Genomic DNA, 16,915 nt, shown 5'->3' on the forward strand with positions numbered 1-16,915 from the left:
CATGGGCTTAGGTCAAAAGTCCAGGGTCACCATGGGACTCGTGGCGGAACGTACCGTGGGAGTGGCGGCGGGGTGCCGGTGGCCGGGAGGTGGGTGACGTATGACGGATGAGGGGCGGGAGCCGAGGGTGCCGCTGGGGATCGCCGAGGTCCTGGGGACCTCGATGGTTCCCACGCTGTTGCACGGGGATCAGCTGCTCGTGCACTACGGGGCCGAGCTGAGGGTGGGTGATGTGGCCGTGCTGCGGCACCCCTTGCAGCAGGATCTGCTCATCGTCAAGCGGCTCATGGAGCTGCGCGAGAGCGGCTGGTGGGTGCTCGGGGACAACGGGGACGACGAGGTCGTGGACAGCAGGGCGTTCGGCGCCGTGCCCGTCGAGCTCGTGCTCGGCCGGGTGCGCGGGCGGTACCGGCCGATGACGGCCGGACGCCGCCGCACCGTCGGCTACCTGGCGTCCTGGCTCGTCTCGTCGGTCAGGCCGGTGCTCTCCGACCGCTCGGTCTCCAGGCGCTTGCGGGCCCGGTAGGCGGCCACGTTCGCCCGGGTCGCGCAGCGGTCCGAGCAGTAGCGGCGCGAGCGGTTGGTCGAGGTGTCCAGGTAGGCGTTGCGGCACGGCGCCGCCTGGCACAGGCCCAGCCGGTCGACCCCGTACTCCGTGAGGTGGAAGGCCAGGCCCATGGAGGCGATCGCCGCATAGCCCGCCGTCGCGTTCGACGGGTGGTCGGCGAGGTGCATGTGCCACAGCGGGCGGTCGTCCTCGTCCCGGTGCTCGTGGCCCGACACCTGCGGACTGACCGGGAACTCCAGGAGCAGCGAGTTGAGCAGGTCCACCGCCTGGACCTCCTCGCCCGCGTCCGCCGCCTCGAAGACCGCCCGCAGGCGGGCCCTTACCGAACGGAAGCGCGTCACGTCCGCGTCCGTCGCCCGGCGCGCCGCCGACTTGTTCCCGCCGAACAGTTCGCGCACCGCGTCGACCGACGTCAGCGAGTCCTTGCTGCGGGCCGGCTCCTCGGTGTTGACCAGGCGCACGGCGTAGTCCGAGTAATAGGCCAGTTCCACTTGTAGTCCTTACGGTGGCGGTCTATGGTCTGGAGTGTTCACAGGTAACGGCTGGGTACCCTTCGAGGGTATTACAGAGTGGCTTCGTAGGAGGGATCGCGGTGTCGGAGACTGTCACTGGGGCCGGTACGGGCACCGACTGGCAAGGCTGGCAGAACAGCTGGGACCGGCAGCAGGAGTGGTACATGCCGGACCGCGAGGAGCGCTTCCGGGTCATGCTCGACATGGTCGAGGCCTGCGTCGGTCCCGCGCCGCGCGTGCTCGACCTCGCGTGCGGTACGGGGAGTATTACGGACCGGCTCCTCAAGAGGTTCCCGGACGCGGTCAGTACGGGGGTGGATCTCGACCCCGCGCTCCTCGCCATCGCCGAGGGCACCTTCGCCGGGGACCCGCGTGTCACCTTCGTGACCGCCGATCTCAAGGACCCCGAGTGGGTCCGGTCGCTTCCGTACGACTCCTACGACGCCGTTCTCACGGCCACTGCCCTGCACTGGCTGCACAGTGAGCCGCTCGCCGCGCTCTACGGGCAGGTCGCCGGGCTCGTCCGGGACGGCGGCGTGTTCATGAACGCCGACCACATGATCGACCCCGCCACCCCCCGCATCAACGCCGCCGAACGCGCCCACCGGCACGCCCGGATGGACCGCGCCAAGGCCGCCGGTGCCCTCGACTGGGCCGACTGGTGGGCGCTGGCCGCCGAGGACCCGGTCCTCGCCGGGCCGACCGCCAAGCGGTACGAGATCTACGGCGAGCACGCCGACGGCGACATGCCCCCGGCCGCCTGGCACGCCGAAACCCTGCGTGCCGCCGGCTTCGCCGAGGCCCGACCCGTATGGGCCTCGCCCTCGGACACCCTGCTCCTCGCCCTGAAGTAGCAGACGCGAAAGGGGGGTTATGGGCGCCTGCCCATAACCCCCCTTTCCTTGCGAGGCGTTACAGCACCTTCGACAGGAACGACTTCGTCCGGTCGTGCTGAGGGTTCGTCAGGACATCACGCGGGTTGCCCGCTTCGACCACCACGCCGTCGTCCATGAAGACCAGCGAGTCGCCGACCTCACGGGCGAAGCCCATCTCGTGGGTGACCACGATCATGGTCATGCCGTCCTCGGCGAGCCCGCGCATGACGTCCAGGACGTCGCCCACCAGCTCGGGGTCGAGCGCCGAGGTCGGCTCGTCGAACAGCATCAGCTTCGGCTGCATCGCCAGCGCCCGGGCGATCGCCACGCGCTGCTGCTGGCCGCCGGAGAGCTGCGAGGGGTAGTTGCCCGCCTTGTCGGCGAGGCCGACGCGGTCGAGCAGCTTCAGGGCCCGCTCGCGGGCCACCGCCTTCGACTCCCGCTTGACCTGGACCGGCGCCTCCATGACGTTCTCCACGGCCGTCATGTGCGGGAACAGGTTGAAGCGCTGGAAGACCATGCCGATGTCCCGGCGCTTCAGGGCGACTTCGCTGTCCTTCAGCTCGTACAGCTTGTCCCCCTTCTGCCGGTATCCGACCAGGTCGCCGTCGACGTACAGGCGCCCGGCGTTGATCTGCTCCAGGTGGTTGATGCACCGCAGGAACGTCGACTTGCCGGAGCCGGACGGGCCGATCAGGCAGAACACCTCGCCCTCGGCCACCTCCAGGTCGATGCCCTTGAGGATGTGGGCGGGGCCGAACGACTTGTGGACGCCCTCCGCCTTGACCATCGGTTGTGCAGTCATGGGATCACCGCCGCCAGTTGGAGAGGGAGAGCAGGTTCGACTTGATGCGCTCCAGCGGCGTGGGCGGCAGGGCGCGCAGCGAACCGCGTGCGAAACGGCGCTCCAGGTAGTACTGGCCGACGCTGAACACGCTGGTCAGGGCCAGGTACCAGATCGAGGCGACGAAGAGCATCTCCATCACCGCGAACGAGGTCGCGGCGACGTCCTGGGCACTGCGCAGCAGATCCTGGTACTGGACGGCCACGACCAGTGACGAGGTCTTGAGCATGTTGATGAACTCGTTGCCCGTCGGCGGGATGATCACCCGCATCGACTGGGGCAGCACCACGCGGCGCATGGTCTGCATCTGCGTCATGCCGAGCGCGTGCGAGGCCTCGGTCTGGCCCTCGTCCACCGACTGGATGCCGGCCCGGACGATCTCCGCCATGTACGCGCCCTCGTTCAGGCCGAGGCCGAGCAGGGCGGCGAGGAACGGAGTCATGACCGCGGTCATGTAGTCCTTGTAGAACCCGAGGTTCAGGATCGGGAAGATCAGCGCCAGGTTGAACCAGATGAGGAGCTGTACGTAGACCGGGGTGCCGCGGAAGAACCAGATGTACAGCCAGGCGACCGAGCTGGTCACCGGGTTCTTCGAGAGCCGCATCACGGCGAACAGCACGCCGAGCGCCAGGCCCACGGCCATGGAGACGACGCTGATGAGCACGGTGTGCCACAGGCCGGTCAGGATGCTGGAGTCGAACAGCTTGTCCGTGACGGTGGCCCAGCGCACATTGCCCTGGGCGAACGCGTACCCGAGCGCGCCGAGTACGGCGACGACGACCACGGCGCTGATCCAGCGGCCGTAGTGGCGTACCGGGATGGCACGGATGATGTCCGGCGGGACCTGCTCCGGGGCGGCGTCCGCCGGACCGGAGGGGGTCTTGTCGAGCTTGTCAGTCACAGCGACTGCCCTTCAGTGGTGCGCGGGGGGTCAGGAGCCGCCGTTGATGGCTGCCTTGGTGACGGCGCCCTGCGCGCCGCCCCACTTGTCGATCGCCGTCTTGTACGTGCCGTCCGCGATGACCGCGTCCAGCGCGGCCGCGAGGGCGTCGCGCAGCTGGGTGTTCTTCTTGTCCACCGCGATGCCGAAGGGGCCCGCGTCCGACTTGTTGGCGACCGCCTCGAAGTCGGCGCCGCCGCCCGCGGTCTGCGCGATGTACGCGGCGACGGGGGAGTCGTTGAGGTCGGCGACCGCACCGCCGGCCTTGACGCGGGTCTGCGCCTCGGCGTCGGTGGCGTACGGCTCGAAGGCCAGCTCGCCCTTGCCGTCCGCCTTGCACTTGGCGGCGAGGTCCTTGGCGGCCTGCTCGTACGTGGTGCCGCGCTGCACGGCGATCTTCTTGCCGCACAGGTCGTCGGTGGACTTGATGCCCTCCGGGTTGCCCTTCTTGACCAGGATGCCGGTGCTCGCCGTGTAGTAGTCGACGAAGTCGACGCCCGTACCGGTCTTCTTGCCGTCCTTGTCGAGGCCCTGCTGGCGGGCCTTGGTGTCGCTCACCGAGGACATGACCGCGTCGTAGCGGCCGGTCGGCAGCGCGCCCAGGAGGGTGTCGAAGGTGCCGCTGGTGAACTCGAACTTCACGCCGAGCTGCTTGCCGAGGGCGTCGGCGATGTCGGGGTCGATACCGACGATCTTCTCGCCCTGCTTGAACTCCATGGGGGCGTAAGTGGCGTCGGTCCCGACCTTGATGACGCCGGCCTTCTGAATGTTCGCGGGCAGCTTGGAGAAGAGCGGGGCGGACTTCGAGGCCCCGCCCGAGGACTCGGGGGCCGAGCCCTTCTTCGTCTGGTCACCGCAGCCGGTGACCAGCAGGGCGCCCGCGACCGCGATCGCGCCGACCGCGGCAATCCGGGACTTGGAGGCGGTCGTACGGCGGGTGGTGCTTGCGGTCATGGTCGGGTTCCTCCGGCAGATGTTGAGTGGAGTGGCCATGGAGTGCGTACGAAACGACGACGCACAGGTCCTGGGCGGTGGTCGTGCACGCATCCTCGGGTGTCGCGACCGCGGTGTGAACCGCGTGTGAAGTCGCATCTTGCCATTCGGACCCCGGAAATCAGGGTCGCAGCCATGTCAAAATCGGATAACGGGTCACCCCCCGAACCGCAACAAGCCGCTACACCAAGGCCCACTTGGCCGGACCATGTGCGGGAAGTGTCCGCAGGGACCGCAGATTCTCCGGTTCATCTCGCGTTGTGGACATGTTTCATGCCGCGTATGCGACTTGTCGTGACATCGCACCAAGAGTCGTGTCACGGTACGGAGGCCGCTTGCGACGCAGCGTCGGCGCTGGGCCAATATGGACTCGTCGGCGGACGTCGATGTCCGGTAAGAAGGATCCTTACACCCCTCATCCGGGGCTCAGGGCGCGTGTGCGGCGCGCCCGCGCGTACGTACCTCCACCCCGCGGGGCGGGCCAACCGCCCTCAGCGGGGAACGTACGCGGGTCCGCCCACCCCTCCTCAACAAGGAGTGGCCACCCTCAACTGATGAAGACTTAAGGGGTCAAACACAATGGCAGCGGAGATCGTCAATCCTCGCAGCGACAGCACGGAGGGTTCGGACGAGCCCTTCGACCCGGCCTTCGCGCTCCACCGGGGCGGCAAGATGGCCGTGCAGGCCACCGTGCCGATCCGTGACAAGGACGACCTGTCCCTCGCCTACACGCCGGGCGTCGCCAAGGTGTGCAGCGCGATCGCGGAGAACCCGGAGCTGGTCCACGACTACACCTGGAAGTCTCAGGTGGTCGCCGTCGTGACGGACGGTACGGCGGTGCTCGGGCTCGGTGACATCGGCCCGGAGGCCTCCCTTCCCGTGATGGAGGGCAAGGCGATCCTCTTCAAGCAGTTCGGCGGCGTCGACGCGGTTCCGATCGCGCTCGCGACCACCGACACGGACGAGATCATCGAGACCGTGGTCCGGCTTGCCCCGTCCTTCGGTGGGGTGAACCTGGAGGACATCTCCGCCCCGCGCTGCTTCGAGATCGAGCGCCGGCTGCAGGAAGCCCTGGACATTCCGGTCTTCCACGACGACCAGCACGGCACGGCCGTCGTCACCCTGGCCGCCCTGCGCAACGCCGCCAAGCTCACCGGACGCACCCTCGGCGACCTGCGCGCGGTGATCTCCGGCGCGGGCGCGGCCGGTGTCGCCATCGCCAAGTTCCTGCTCGAAGCGGGCCTCGGCGATGTGGCGGTCGCGGACCGCAAGGGCATCGTCAGCAGCGACCGGACGGACCTCACGGACGTCAAGCGCGAGCTCGCCGAGCTCACCAACAAGGCGGGCCTGACCGGCTCCCTGGAGACCGCGCTGGCCGGCGCCGACGTGTTCATCGGCGTCTCCGGCGGTACGGTGCCCGAGCCCGCGGTCGCCTCCATGGCACCGGGTGCCTTCGTCTTCGCGATGGCCAACCCGAACCCCGAGGTGCACCCCGACATCGCGCACAAGTACGCGTCCGTCGTGGCCACCGGGCGCTCGGACTACCCGAACCAGATCAACAACGTGCTCGCCTTCCCCGGCATCTTCGCGGGCGCCCTCCAGGTCCGGGCCTCCCGGATCACCGAGGGCATGAAGATCGCCGCGGCGAACGCGCTGGCCGACGTCGTGGGCGACCAGCTCGCCGCCGACTACGTCATCCCGTCCCCGTTCGACGAGCGGGTCGCCCCGGCCGTCACGGCGGCGGTCGCTGCCGCCGCCCGCGCCGAGGGCGTGGCGCGCCGGTAGTACGTTCCGGAGGTCCGCTTGCGGAGCCGTGCCGGGCTTTCCCTCGGGGGAGCCCGGCACGGCTTTTTCGTGGCTGTCCGCAGCGTGCGGGGTGTCACAGCCGTGGGAGGTTCCGGCGGCCGGGCCGCGCGCTCTAGGGTCAGGGCCATGTTCGCCGCCTACGCCGCCCGCATCGACCGTGACCAGCCGCTCAGCGGCCTCGAGTTGGGGGAGCGGCCGGCCCCCGAGGTACGCCCCGGCTGGACGCTCGTCGACGTACGGGCCGCCTCCCTCAACCACCATGACGTCTGGTCGCTGCGCGGGGTCGGACTCACCGAGGACAAGCTGCCGATGATCCTGGGCTGCGACGCGGCCGGGGTCGACCAGGACGGCAACGAGGTCGTCCTGCACTCGGTGATCGGCCAGACCGGCCACGGCGTCGGCCCCGCCGAGGGCCGCTCGATCCTCACCGAGAAGTACCAGGGCACCTTCGCCGAGCAGGTCGCCGTCCCCACCTGGAACGTCCTGCCGAAGCCGAAGGACCTGAGCTTCGCGGAAGCGGCCTGCATGCCGACCGCCTGGCTGACCGCGTACCGGATGCTGTTCACCAACGCCGGGGTGCGGCCCGGGGATTCGGTCCTCGTGCAGGGCGCGGGAGGCGGCGTCGCCACCGCCGCGATCGTCCTCGGCAAGGCGGCGGGCCTGCGGGTCTTCGCCACCAGCCGCGACGAGGCCAAGCGCAGGCGGGCCGTGGAACTGGGCGCGGTCGAGGCGTACGAGCCCGGTGCGCGGCTGCCGCAGCGGGTCGACGCGGTCATCGAGACGGTGGGGGCCGCGACCTGGTCCCACTCGGTCAAGTCCCTGCGTCCCGGCGGCACTCTGGTCATCTCGGGCGCCACCAGCGGCGACCGCCCGGCGCACGCCGAACTGACCCGCATCTTCTTCCTGGAGCTCAAGGTCGTCGGCTCGACGATGGGCACGAAGGACGAGCTGGAGGACCTGCTCGCGTTCTGCTCGGCGACGGGCGTACGTCCCGTCATCGACGAGGTGCTCCCGCTGGACCGGGCGCGCGAGGGCTTCGAGAAGGTGGCGTCGGGAGACCTGTTCGGGAAGGTGGTCCTCACCATGGAGTGAGGCGCGGCCGGGGGTGTGAACGGGGGCTGACGGCCGCGGTTCCGCGTGTACGAGGCGTACTGGGTGTACGAGTGCGCAGGCGCGGGGCTGTGACACGTGCGGCTCCGCCGCGTGGGCGCGACTGGGAGTGCTGGGCGCCCTACAGGGGCGCGGGGAACTGCGCGACCAGCCACTCGCGGCCCGCGGGTGAAGGCGGGGCCGGGGCGGAGCCCCGGAGGGGGTGAACCATTCGACTTGGCTGTGCGGGTGGGTGGGCAGGACCCCCGGGGTCTGGGGCGGAGCCCCAGGCGGGACGGGTGCCCACCCCACCCCGCTAGTGCCGGCGCGGGCGCAGGGTCGCTGCGATGTGGGTCGCCGCCCGGGCCAAGTGGGCGCGGGCCTCGGCCAGTTGGGGGGACGTCACCCCGTGGTCCCGGGCCGCATCCCTGATGTCGTCCCGGAAGCGGTCGAGCAGCCGGTCGAGGTCTCGCGCCGGGTCACCGGACGGCTCCTCCCGCGCCCACTCCGGCTCGGGACCGGCCTCGGCATCCGGCTTCGCCAGGTCCACCCGCTCGGCCGTGACGTCCGCCTCCGGCGACGACGCCGGCGGCTGGCCGAACCCGAAACGGCCCAGCTCCTTGGTGATCTCCGCGAGCCCCTCGCGTACACCCGTCGGCCAGTCGCCCCGCGCGAAATGCTCCTGGACCTGGCGCTGGACGTCCCGGGCGACGCGCTGCATCTCCTCGCGCGCCTTGTCCTGGGCCTCCTTCGCCTGGCGGCGGGCCTGCTGGGCCTCGTCGCGGGCCCGCCGGGACTCGTCCTTCGCCCGGCGCGCCTGCTCCTTCCACTCCTGCTTCGCGCGCTTGAACTCCTCCTTGGCCTGCTGCCAGGCCTCGCCGTCGCCCCACGCGCTGTCGAAGAAGTCGGAGGCCTCGGGGAACCCCTTCCGGGCGCCCCGGCCGGTGCCCGCGGACGCCTGGCCCGTACGGGCTTCGCGGGCCGCGCGGCGCATGTCGTCGCGGAGGCTGCCCGCCGCGCCGCGTACGTCGTCGCGGATCTCGGCGGCGAGTTCGGAGACGGACTCGCGGATCTCCAGCTCCAGATCAGCCAGTTCACCGCCCCGGCCCGCCAACTCCGCGCGGCCCGCGTCGGTGATCGAGTAGACCTTGCGGCCGCCCTCGGTGGTGTGCGTGACGAGCCCCTCGGCCTCCAGCTTGGCGAGCCGCGGGTAGACGGTGCCGGCGCTGGGCGCGTACAGCCCCTGGAAGCGCTCCTCAAGCAGCCGGATCACCTCGTACCCGTGGCGCGGGGCCTCGTCGAGCAGCTTGAGGAGGTAGAGGCGGAGGCGGCCGTGGGCGAAGACGGGGGGCATGTCAGAGCACCTTCTTGGTCGAGCCGGCCGAGCCGGACTGGTCGTCGGCGGCGGAGGATGTGGCGGCAGGACCCGAGCCCTCGGGCGCCGCGTCCTCGGGCGCAGAAGGATCCGGGGCAGAGGGGTCCGGTGCAGAAGCAACCGGCGCGGAGGCATCCGGCCCCGAGGTGTCGGGCCCCGCGGCCTCCGGCCCCGGACCCGCGTCCTCGAACGGCGGCTCCTCGTCCGCCGGCCTGCGCAGGAGCGCTATCGACCCGGAGACCGTCGTCGCCCTGAGCGTGCCGTTGCCCGCCCCCAGCGTGCCGGTGATCTTCTTCGTGCCCCACTGCCCGCTGATCCGCAGGTCCTCGAAGGCACTGGACACGGCCCCGCTCGCGGTGTTCGCCTCGACGTGCGCGTCGGCCGGGTGCGGCAGCCGGATGGCGACCTCGCCGGACACCGTGGTCAGCCGGATGTCGGCGGCCTTCGCGCCCGGGTCGAGATCGAGCAGCATGTCGCCGCTGACCGACTCCGCCGCCACACAGCCCCCGGCCCCCTCGATGACCGTCAGATCGCCGGAGACCGACTTGAAGCGGAGCTCGCCGGTGACCGCCTGGGCCTCCAGGTTGCCGGTGACGCTCTCGGCGCGGACCGGCCCCGCGAGCTTGACGAGGGTGGTGTCACCGCTGACGCCGCGCACCTCCGTACGCCCCCGGATCCCGGAGACCACGGCGCCCGCGCCGATCATGCCGACCTCGACGTCCGCGTCGGCCGGTACCGCGAGCGAGACCACCGCGCTGCGGTTCCAGCCCTTGCGGTCGAGCCACTTGAACAAGCCGCGCCAGGGCAGGTCCTCGTAGGCGACGGTGAGCGTGGACCCGTTCCGCGTCACGATCAGCGGTGGCCCCTCGACGGAGGAGATCTCCAGGCGGGCGGAACTTTCCTCGGTGCCCACGACGTTCACTGTTCCGTTGACGACGCGCACATGGAGCTTCGTCACCGGCCCGCCGGCCTCGTCGAAGGTGAGCTTCCGCGAGTCTGGGACGGCCCACGTGGACTCGGACATGTGCTGACCTCCTGGGCGCTGCGAGTGGGTACTGCGACACGTGCGTACCGCGAAGAGCGGGTACTCCAAGACGCAACATATCGCGTCTCTCGTTAGACACGATATATCGCGCTTGGGGAAAGTCAAGGGGCGGCTCCCAGTGGTTCGATGGGGCTCCACGTCTGTGCGTATATGTACGGATATGGCGAAATCGGGCCGTGCATGCCCTAGCGTATGGATCATGCGCGTCGCTCCTCCCGCTGCCCCCGGAGCCCTGCTCCTCTGCCGCGCCGAACCCCCGGCCGTCCGCCCGGTCGCCCATCTGCTGCGCGAGCGGATGCTCCTCGCCCCGGCGGGTGACGGCTGGAGCGTGCTTGTCCCCGCGGCCAAACCCTGGCTGACCGGCACCGACCCCGTCGACCGGGTGCTCGCGGGCTGGGCGGGCGCGCTCACGGTCGGCGCCGGCTGGCCGGCGATCGCGCTGTGGTGGGACGACGCCCGGTCGGGCTACACCCTGGCCTCGGGCTTTCGCCGTACGGTCGGCTACGTCTGGCTCGCCGACGGAACCCCGGTCGGCGAGGGCGAGGCGATGCGCACCTTCGCGGCCCGGCTGGGGCTCGACCCCGTACTGGACGTGGAGGCGCTGGACGGTCTGACCCGGCCCGATTCGGCCGCCGATGCCCGGGCCCGGCTCCTCGGCCTGATCGCGATCCTGGCCCGCACCGGCGTCGCCCTGCCCGCCGGACTCACCCCGGGCGAACCGACCGACCGCCTGCGTTCGGTGGCCGCCGCGCAGGGCGCCGAGACGATCGAGTGGTCCGGCTGGCGCGACGCGGTACGCGCCGAACTCGACGCGGTCGAGGAAAGCCCGCTCGGCCCCTGGGTCCGCGGCCCCAAGGCCCGCCTCCTGGGTGCCGCCCAACTCGCCGCGGGCCTCCCGCTCACGGCCTGGGGCCTGAAGCGCCGCAGCGGCGGGTGGACGGCAGCGGGCGCGATCCTGATCGCTCACGGGGTGCTGAGCCTCGCCTACGACCGGATGCGCGCCCGGCCCGGCGACTGACGCGTATTACGCGTTGCGGCCCGCCCGTCGAACTCCGGCGCCGCTCAGCTCACTCGTCCTCGTCCTCGTCGTCGAGCCGCGCCAGCCACGTGGCGAGCCGCTCGACCGGAACCTCGAAGTCGGGGTTCAGGTCGACGAAGGTACGCAACTGCTCGGCGAGCCACTCGAAGGTGACCTCCTCCTCGCCGCGCCGCTTCTCCAGCTCCTCGATGCCGCGGTCGGTGAAGTACACAACTTGCTCCTGGGACGTACCGGATGTTCGCCCTTCAGCGTATCCGGCGGCCGCCGGGGAGCACTCCTGCTCCCGGTCCTTTGCGACCGCTTTGAAGCCCCATGGGTCGATCATCGGCCGGTTGCTGGTAGCTTCCGATCGTTTTGCGTTCCGGGGTGGGGGATTCGGTGAAGATTCAGCTGTTCAAAATGCGGCACATGGTGCTGATCAGTACCGGTGCCGTCGCACTTCTCGGCTGGACCGGCGTCCACGAGTCCGCCAAAGCCGAGGACGCCGGCTCGGTCGTCTCCTATGTGGTGTACGCGATCCTCGGGGCCGCCGCGGTCTTCGTGGTGCAGCGCTGTCTGCTGCTGCCCTCGAAGGTGTGGGTGCGCTTCGACGAAGGCTCGCTGTCGTGGCGGACCCACAAGTCGCTGATCGCGCAGGAGGTTTCGCCGTCCGGGACGGTGGCTCTCGACGACGTCGTGTCCGCGGCCGTGATCGTGCAGCACCCCACCTCGCGGGTGCTGTGGAGCCGGCGCCAGGTCGAAATGCGGTCGGTCCGGCTGGAGTTGAGGAGCGGCGAGCGCGTTGTGCTGCCGATCCGGGGACTGGCCGTGCATCTCGTCGCCGGGTCGCCGTTCTCGCAGCTCCTCGATGAACTGCGGCGTCGGCGGCCGGAGTTCGCGCAAGGGCTGAGCGTCGCCGTCTAGCGGCGGCCCGGCCATTGTGCCGTCCGCATTCTCGCGGGCGGCTTTCTTCTCATGTTCCGGGGTTGGTCTTGAAGGTCCAGGTATTCACGACGCGCCAAGCGGTGAGCGCGTCCGTTTTCGTGGGTGGCGTCCTGTTCGCCATCGCCATCAGCCTGTCATCCGTCGTCCTCCAGGCGGTGATCGGGGCCGCCGCGCTGATCATGATCGTCCGGTTCCTCGCGCTGCCCTTCCAGGTGTGGGTGCGGGTCGACGCCCAGGCCATCACCTGGAAGACGTCGCGGGCCGGCGTGAAGAACGGGCTGCCGGCGTCCGGAACGGTGGCCGTGGGGGACGTGGTCGCGGCGGCCGTGGTCAGGGAAAAGACGACCGTGCGGACCTTCGGGACGCAGAAGGAGATGGAGATGCGGGGTGTGCGGCTGACCCTGCGGTCCGGGGACGGCATCATGCTGCCGGCCCGGGCCACCGTCGCCAACGTGAGCGCCGATTCCCCGCTCCAGCGGCTCGTCGCCGAACTGCGGCGCCAGCACCCCGACCTTGCGTCCGGACTCGCCGTGCCGACCATGTGAGCCGCCCCTCGGGCCCACCCGGGCGGATCCGGCAGCCATGATCGGGATCTGACAGGCGCCGCACAGCGTTGTGTGAGTACGGGACGGCTGACGGAGGAGGCTTCGGATGTTCGGTGGGCTCGACGAGCTCTTCGCGCCCGCGCGACGGCACACAGAAGAGGAGCGCCGACGGCAGGAGATCACGCTCGACGAGGTCGGTGACTCCGACCCCGGGCGCGGCCCGATAGACCTGGCCAGCGGCAGCGTGGTCATACGTGTGCCCCCGGCCAGGGGCGCCGGCCACGAGGACGAAGAAGAAGAGCATTAGGCGCGGTATTCGCCCGAAGGGCCCGGCATCCCCACCAACTCGGGATGCCGGGCCCTTCGGCTGCGTACTACAGGGGCGGAACGGCTCTTCGGGGCCTAGGCCTCGAAGACCTCGTTCACCAGCTGCTCCTGCTCCTGCTCGTGGCGCTTCTTCGAGCCCACCGCCGGGGACGAGCCGTGCGGGCGCGAGATGCGGCGCAGGCGCTCGCCGTGCGGCACGTCCGCGCCGACGGCCAGGTCCAGGTGGTCGATCAGGTTGAGCGCGATGAACGGCCAGGCACCCTGGTTCGCCGGCTCCTCCTGGGCCCACAGGTACTTCTCGGCATTCGGGAACTTGGCGATCTCCGCCTGGAGCTCGGCACCCGGCAGCGGGTACAGGCGCTCGATGCGGATGATCGCCGTGTCGTTCGCGCCGCGCTTCTCGCGCTCGGCGGCCAGGTCGTAGTAGACCTTGCCCGCGCAGAAGACGACCTTGCGGACGGCGGCCGGGTCCACGTGCTCGTCGCCGATCACCGGGCGGAAGCCGCCGTTGGTGAACTCCTCGGCCTTCGACGCCGCCGCCTTCAGACGCAGCATCGACTTCGGGGTGAAGACGATGAGCGGCTTGTGGTGCGGGTTGTGGACCTGCCAGCGCAGCAGGTGGAAGTAGTTCGACGGCAGCGTCGGCATGGCGACCGTCATGTTGTTCTGCGCGCACATCTGGAGGAAGCGCTCCGGGCGGGCGGACGAGTGGTCCGGGCCCTGGCCCTCGTAGCCGTGCGGGAGCAGCAGGGTGACGCCGGAGGTCTGGCCCCACTTCTGCTCCGCCGACGAGATGAACTCGTCGACCACCGTCTGGGCGCCGTTGACGAAGTCGCCGAACTGCGCCTCCCACATCACCAGGGACTCGGGACGGGCCAGCGAGTAGCCGTACTCGAAGCCCATCGCCGCGTACTCGGAGAGCAGCGAGTCGTAGACGTTGTAGCGCGCCTGGTCCTCGGAGAGGTACATCAGCGGCGTGTAGTCCTCGCCCGTGACCTGGTCGACCAGGACCGCGTGGCGCTGGCCGAAGGTGCCGCGGCGGGTGTCCTGGCCGGAAAGACGGACCGGGACGCCCTCCATGAGCAGCGAGCCGATGGCCAGGGTCTCGCCCATGCCCCAGTCGATCGTGCCGTCCTCGACCGAGGCGGCGCGGCGCTGCATCTGCGGCATCAGACGCGGGTGGACGGTGATCCGCTCCGGGATGTTCACCTGCGACTCGGCGATGCGCTTGACGATCTCCTGGGAGACCGCCGTGGTGACCGCGACCGGGAACTGGGCCTGCGGGTCGGTCGAGTGGATCTCGCCCGGCGCCGAGGTGGTGGCCTCGCGGACCTCCGCGAACACCTTCTCCAGCTGGCCCTGGAAGTCCTGCAGGGCCTGCTCGGCCTCTTCCAGGGTGATGTCGCCGCGACCGATGAGCGACTCGGTGTAGAGCTTGCGCACCGAGCGCTTCTTGTCGATCAGGTTGTACATCTGCGGGTTGGTGAACTGCGGGTTGTCGCCCTCGTTGTGACCGCGGCGGCGGTAGCAGATGAGGTCGATCACGACGTCCTTGTTGAACGTCTGGCGGAACTCGAAGGCGAGCCGCGCGACGCGGACCACGGCCTCCGGGTCGTCGCCGTTCACGTGGATGATCGGCGCCTCGATCATGCGGGCCACGTCGGTGGCGTACATGGACGAGCGCGACGACTCCGGGGCGGCGGTGAAGCCGACCTGGTTGTTGATGACGATGTGCACGGTGCCGCCGGTGCGGTAGCCGCGCAGCTGCGACATGTTCAGGGTCTCGGCGACGACACCCTGGCCGGCGAAGGCCGCGTCACCGTGCAGGGCGACCGGCAGGACCGTGAAGTCCGTGCCGCCCTTGTTGATGACGTCCTGCTTGGCGCGGGCGACACCTTCGAGGACCGGGTCGACGGCCTCCAGGTGCGAGGGGTTCGCGACGAGCGAGACCTTGATCTGCTCGCCGTCGAGACCGGTGAAGGTGCCGGAGGCGCCCAGGTGGTACTTCACGTCGCCGGAGCCGTGCATCGACTTCGGGTCGAGGTTGCCCTCGAACTCGCGGAAGATCTGCGCGTACGACTTGCCGACGATGTTGGCGAGCACGTTCAGGCGGCCGCGGTGGGCCATGCCGATGACGACCTCGTCCAGGCGCGACTCGGCGGCGCTGTCGATGACGGCGTCGAGCAGCGGGATGACCGACTCGCCGCCTTCGAGCGAGAAGCGCTTCTGGCCGACGTACTTGGTCTGCAGGAACGTCTCGAACGCCTCGGCCGCGTTCAGGCGGCGCAGGATGCGCAGCTGCTCCTCGCGCTCCGGCTTGGAGTGCGAGCGCTCGACGCGGTCCTGGATCCACTTGCGCTGCTTGGGGTCCTGGATGTGCATGAACTCGATGCCGGTGGTGCGGCAGTACGAGTCGCGCAGGACGCCGAGGACGTCGCGCAGCTTCATCAGGGACTTGCCGGCGAACCCGCCGACCGCGAACTCCCGCTCCAGGTCCCACAGGGTGAGGCCGTGCTCGGTGATGTCCAGGTCGGGGTGCTTGCGCTGGCGGTACTCCAGCGGGTCGGTGTCGGCCATGACGTGGCCGCGGACCCGGTAGGAGTGGATCAGCTCGAAGACGCGGGCGGCCTTCGTGACGTCGTCGTCGTGCGAGGCGTCGATGTCCTTGAGCCAGCGGACCGGCTCGTAGGGGATGCGCAGCGCCTCGAAGATGTCGTCGTAGAAGTCGCTGTCGCCCAGCAGCAGGTTGGCGACGATGCGCAGGAACTCGCCCGAGGCGGCACCCTGGATGACGCGGTGGTCGTACGTCGAGGTGAGGGTCATCACCTTCGAGATGCCCAGCTTGTTCAGGGTGTCCTGCGAGGTGCCCTGGAACTCGGCCGGGTAGTCCATCGAGCCGACGCCCATGATGACCGACTGACCGGGCATCAGACGCGGCACGGAGTGCACGGTGCCGAGGCCGCCGGGGTTGGTCAGCGAGACGGTGACGCCCGTGAAGTCGTCCATCGTCAGCTTGTTGTTCCGGGCCCGGCGGACGATGTCCTCGTACGCCTGCCAGAACTCGAAGAAGTTGAGCGTCTCGGCCTTCTTGATGCCGGCGACGACGAGCTGGCGGTCACCGTTGGGCTTCACCAGGTCGATGGCGAGGCCGAAGTTCACGTGCTCCGGCTTGACCAGGGTCGGCTTGCCGTCCTTCTCGACGAACGCGTAGTTCATCGACGGCATGGCCTTGATCGCCTGCACCATCGCGTACCCGATGAGGTGGGTGAAGGAGACCTTCCCGCCCCGGGCGCGCTTGAGGTGGTTGTTGATGACGATGCGGTTGTCGAACAGCAGCTTCACCGGGACGGCGCGGACGGACGTGGCCGTCGGCATCTCCAGCGAGGCGTTCATGTTCTTGGCGACCGCGGCGGCGGGGCCGCGCAGCGTCACGTATTCAGGACCGGCCGGGGCTTCGGTGGCCTCGGCTGCCTTGGCGGCCGGCTTGGCGGCGGGCGCGGCAGCCGCCGCGGGCTTCGCGGGAGCGGGGGCAGCGGCCGGAGCCGCAGCCTTGGCCGGTGCCGGGGCGGCCTGGGCCGGCGCGGCGGGTGCGGCCGGGGCAGCGGCCGCAGGCGCGGCTACCGCAGCCCCCGCGGCTGCGGCAGGGGCCGACACTCGCGCGGCGTCAGCCGCTCCGGTGGAGCCGGTGCCTGCACCGGAGGGCTTGTCCGCCGTGCCGGTGGCACCCGGCTTGTAGTCGGCGAAGAAGTCCCACCAGGCGCGGTCGACCGAATTGGGGTCCTGGAGGTACTGCTGATAGATCTCGTCGACAAGCCACTCATTGGCACCAAAGCCGGCCGCAGGGTTCTTGCCCTGCCCGTCTTGGTCGGTCGAGACGCTCGAATTACTGGGGGACTGAGACGACACGGCGGTAACCGCCCTCTTCCGCTTCACAAGGTGATGGACAGCGGAAATAAAGGCTACGCCTCCCTGGCCGGGACGTGCAGGCCGGGCATGCCACAGTCGTGTAAGTCACACCGGAACCCGGGTTTCG

16 protein-coding genes are annotated in these 16,915 nt (G+C 70.0%); 8 read left to right on the top strand and 8 right to left on the bottom strand.

The annotated features are described in order from the left end of the window. The first annotated feature begins 100 nt into the window (after positions 1–100). Positions 101–526 carry a nickel-type superoxide dismutase maturation protease gene (sodX, locus tag ABD346_RS26840; protein WP_344378348.1) on the top strand — a complete coding sequence of 142 codons (426 nt, stop codon included), beginning with the start codon at positions 101–103 and terminating at the stop codon, positions 524–526. Here the strand turns inward: sodX and ABD346_RS26845 are convergent. Beyond that, positions 445–1,059, bottom strand: coding sequence for a CGNR zinc finger domain-containing protein (locus tag ABD346_RS26845; protein WP_344378350.1), 615 nt, complete (start codon positions 1,057–1,059; stop codon positions 445–447). The two genes, sodX and ABD346_RS26845, sit on opposite strands and share 82 nt — an antisense overlap. 185 nt (positions 1,060–1,244) lie before the next feature. On the opposite strand from ABD346_RS26845, the gene ABD346_RS26850 reads away from it, so the two are divergent. Next, positions 1,245–1,934 carry a class I SAM-dependent methyltransferase gene (locus ABD346_RS26850; protein ID WP_344378436.1) on the top strand — a complete coding sequence of 230 codons (690 nt, stop codon included), beginning with the start codon at positions 1,245–1,247 and terminating at the stop codon, positions 1,932–1,934. Positions 1,935–1,992: 58 nt separating this feature from the next. On the opposite strand, the gene ABD346_RS26855 is transcribed toward ABD346_RS26850, so the two are convergent. The 3 genes from ABD346_RS26855 to ABD346_RS26865 are packed head-to-tail and all read right to left on the bottom strand — an operon-like array spanning position 1,993 to position 4,693. After that, positions 1,993–2,760: an amino acid ABC transporter ATP-binding protein gene (locus ABD346_RS26855; RefSeq protein WP_053730660.1), complete on the bottom strand. Its 768-nt coding sequence runs from the start codon at positions 2,758–2,760 to the stop codon at positions 1,993–1,995. A 4-nt stretch (positions 2,761–2,764) separates the two neighbouring features. Continuing rightward, positions 2,765–3,700 carry an amino acid ABC transporter permease gene (locus ABD346_RS26860; protein ID WP_344378351.1) on the bottom strand — a complete coding sequence of 312 codons (936 nt, stop codon included), beginning with the start codon at positions 3,698–3,700 and terminating at the stop codon, positions 2,765–2,767. A gap of 30 nt (positions 3,701–3,730) precedes the next feature. After that, on the bottom strand, positions 3,731–4,693 hold the full coding sequence (locus ABD346_RS26865) for an ABC transporter substrate-binding protein (RefSeq protein WP_344378352.1): 963 nt from the start codon (positions 4,691–4,693) through the stop codon (positions 3,731–3,733). A 618-nt stretch (positions 4,694–5,311) separates the two neighbouring features. Here ABD346_RS26865 and ABD346_RS26870 point away from each other — a divergent pair. Both ABD346_RS26870 and ABD346_RS26875 read left to right on the top strand, forming a co-directional pair. Further along, complete coding sequence (locus ABD346_RS26870) at positions 5,312–6,517, top strand: NAD(P)-dependent malic enzyme (protein WP_344378354.1); 1,206 nt, start codon at positions 5,312–5,314, stop codon at positions 6,515–6,517. A 147-nt stretch (positions 6,518–6,664) separates the two neighbouring features. Beyond that, entirely contained in the window at positions 6,665–7,630 is a 966-nt protein-coding gene (locus ABD346_RS26875; RefSeq protein ID WP_344378355.1) for a zinc-binding dehydrogenase, read from the top strand. A 313-nt stretch (positions 7,631–7,943) separates the two neighbouring features. Here the strand turns inward: ABD346_RS26875 and ABD346_RS26880 are convergent, their stop codons facing one another. Together ABD346_RS26880 and ABD346_RS26885 are read right to left on the bottom strand one after the other, a co-directional pair. Continuing rightward, positions 7,944–8,981: a PadR family transcriptional regulator gene (locus ABD346_RS26880; RefSeq protein ID WP_344378356.1), complete on the bottom strand. Its 1,038-nt coding sequence runs from the start codon at positions 8,979–8,981 to the stop codon at positions 7,944–7,946. Between the two features lies 1 nt (position 8,982). Then, complete coding sequence (locus ABD346_RS26885; RefSeq protein ID WP_344378357.1) at positions 8,983–10,026, bottom strand: DUF4097 family beta strand repeat-containing protein; 1,044 nt, start codon at positions 10,024–10,026, stop codon at positions 8,983–8,985. A gap of 220 nt (positions 10,027–10,246) precedes the next feature. Here ABD346_RS26885 and ABD346_RS26890 point away from each other — a divergent pair, with 220 nt between their 5' ends. Further along, on the top strand, positions 10,247–11,065 hold the full coding sequence (locus tag ABD346_RS26890) for a hypothetical protein (RefSeq protein ID WP_344378359.1): 819 nt from the start codon (positions 10,247–10,249) through the stop codon (positions 11,063–11,065). A gap of 49 nt (positions 11,066–11,114) precedes the next feature. Here the strand turns inward: ABD346_RS26890 and ABD346_RS26895 are convergent, their stop codons facing one another. Then, positions 11,115–11,297, bottom strand: coding sequence for a DUF6104 family protein (locus tag ABD346_RS26895; RefSeq protein ID WP_003961784.1), 183 nt, complete (start codon positions 11,295–11,297; stop codon positions 11,115–11,117). A gap of 197 nt (positions 11,298–11,494) precedes the next feature. Between ABD346_RS26895 and ABD346_RS26900 the strand changes: the two genes are divergently transcribed. The 3 genes from ABD346_RS26900 to ABD346_RS26910 all read left to right on the top strand — a co-directional run bounded on the left by ABD346_RS26900 (position 11,495) and on the right by ABD346_RS26910 (position 12,862). After that, a complete protein-coding gene (locus ABD346_RS26900) occupies positions 11,495–11,989 on the top strand; it encodes a hypothetical protein (protein ID WP_344378360.1) in 495 nt (164 codons plus the stop codon). 101 nt (positions 11,990–12,090) lie between these two features. Further along, complete coding sequence (locus tag ABD346_RS26905; RefSeq protein ID WP_344378361.1) at positions 12,091–12,555, top strand: hypothetical protein; 465 nt, start codon at positions 12,091–12,093, stop codon at positions 12,553–12,555. Positions 12,556–12,661: 106 nt separating this feature from the next. Further along, entirely contained in the window at positions 12,662–12,862 is a 201-nt protein-coding gene (locus ABD346_RS26910) for a DUF6191 domain-containing protein (RefSeq protein ID WP_344378363.1), read from the top strand. Positions 12,863–12,957: 95 nt separating this feature from the next. On the opposite strand, the gene ABD346_RS26915 is transcribed toward ABD346_RS26910, so the two are convergent. Further along, complete coding sequence (locus tag ABD346_RS26915; RefSeq protein WP_344378364.1) at positions 12,958–16,788, bottom strand: multifunctional oxoglutarate decarboxylase/oxoglutarate dehydrogenase thiamine pyrophosphate-binding subunit/dihydrolipoyllysine-residue succinyltransferase subunit; 3,831 nt, start codon at positions 16,786–16,788, stop codon at positions 12,958–12,960. Positions 16,789–16,915: the final 127 nt, after the last annotated feature.

It is taken from the genome of Streptomyces mauvecolor, assembly GCF_039532965.1.
Taxonomy (GTDB): Bacteria; Actinomycetota; Actinomycetes; order Streptomycetales; family Streptomycetaceae; genus Streptomyces; species Streptomyces violascens.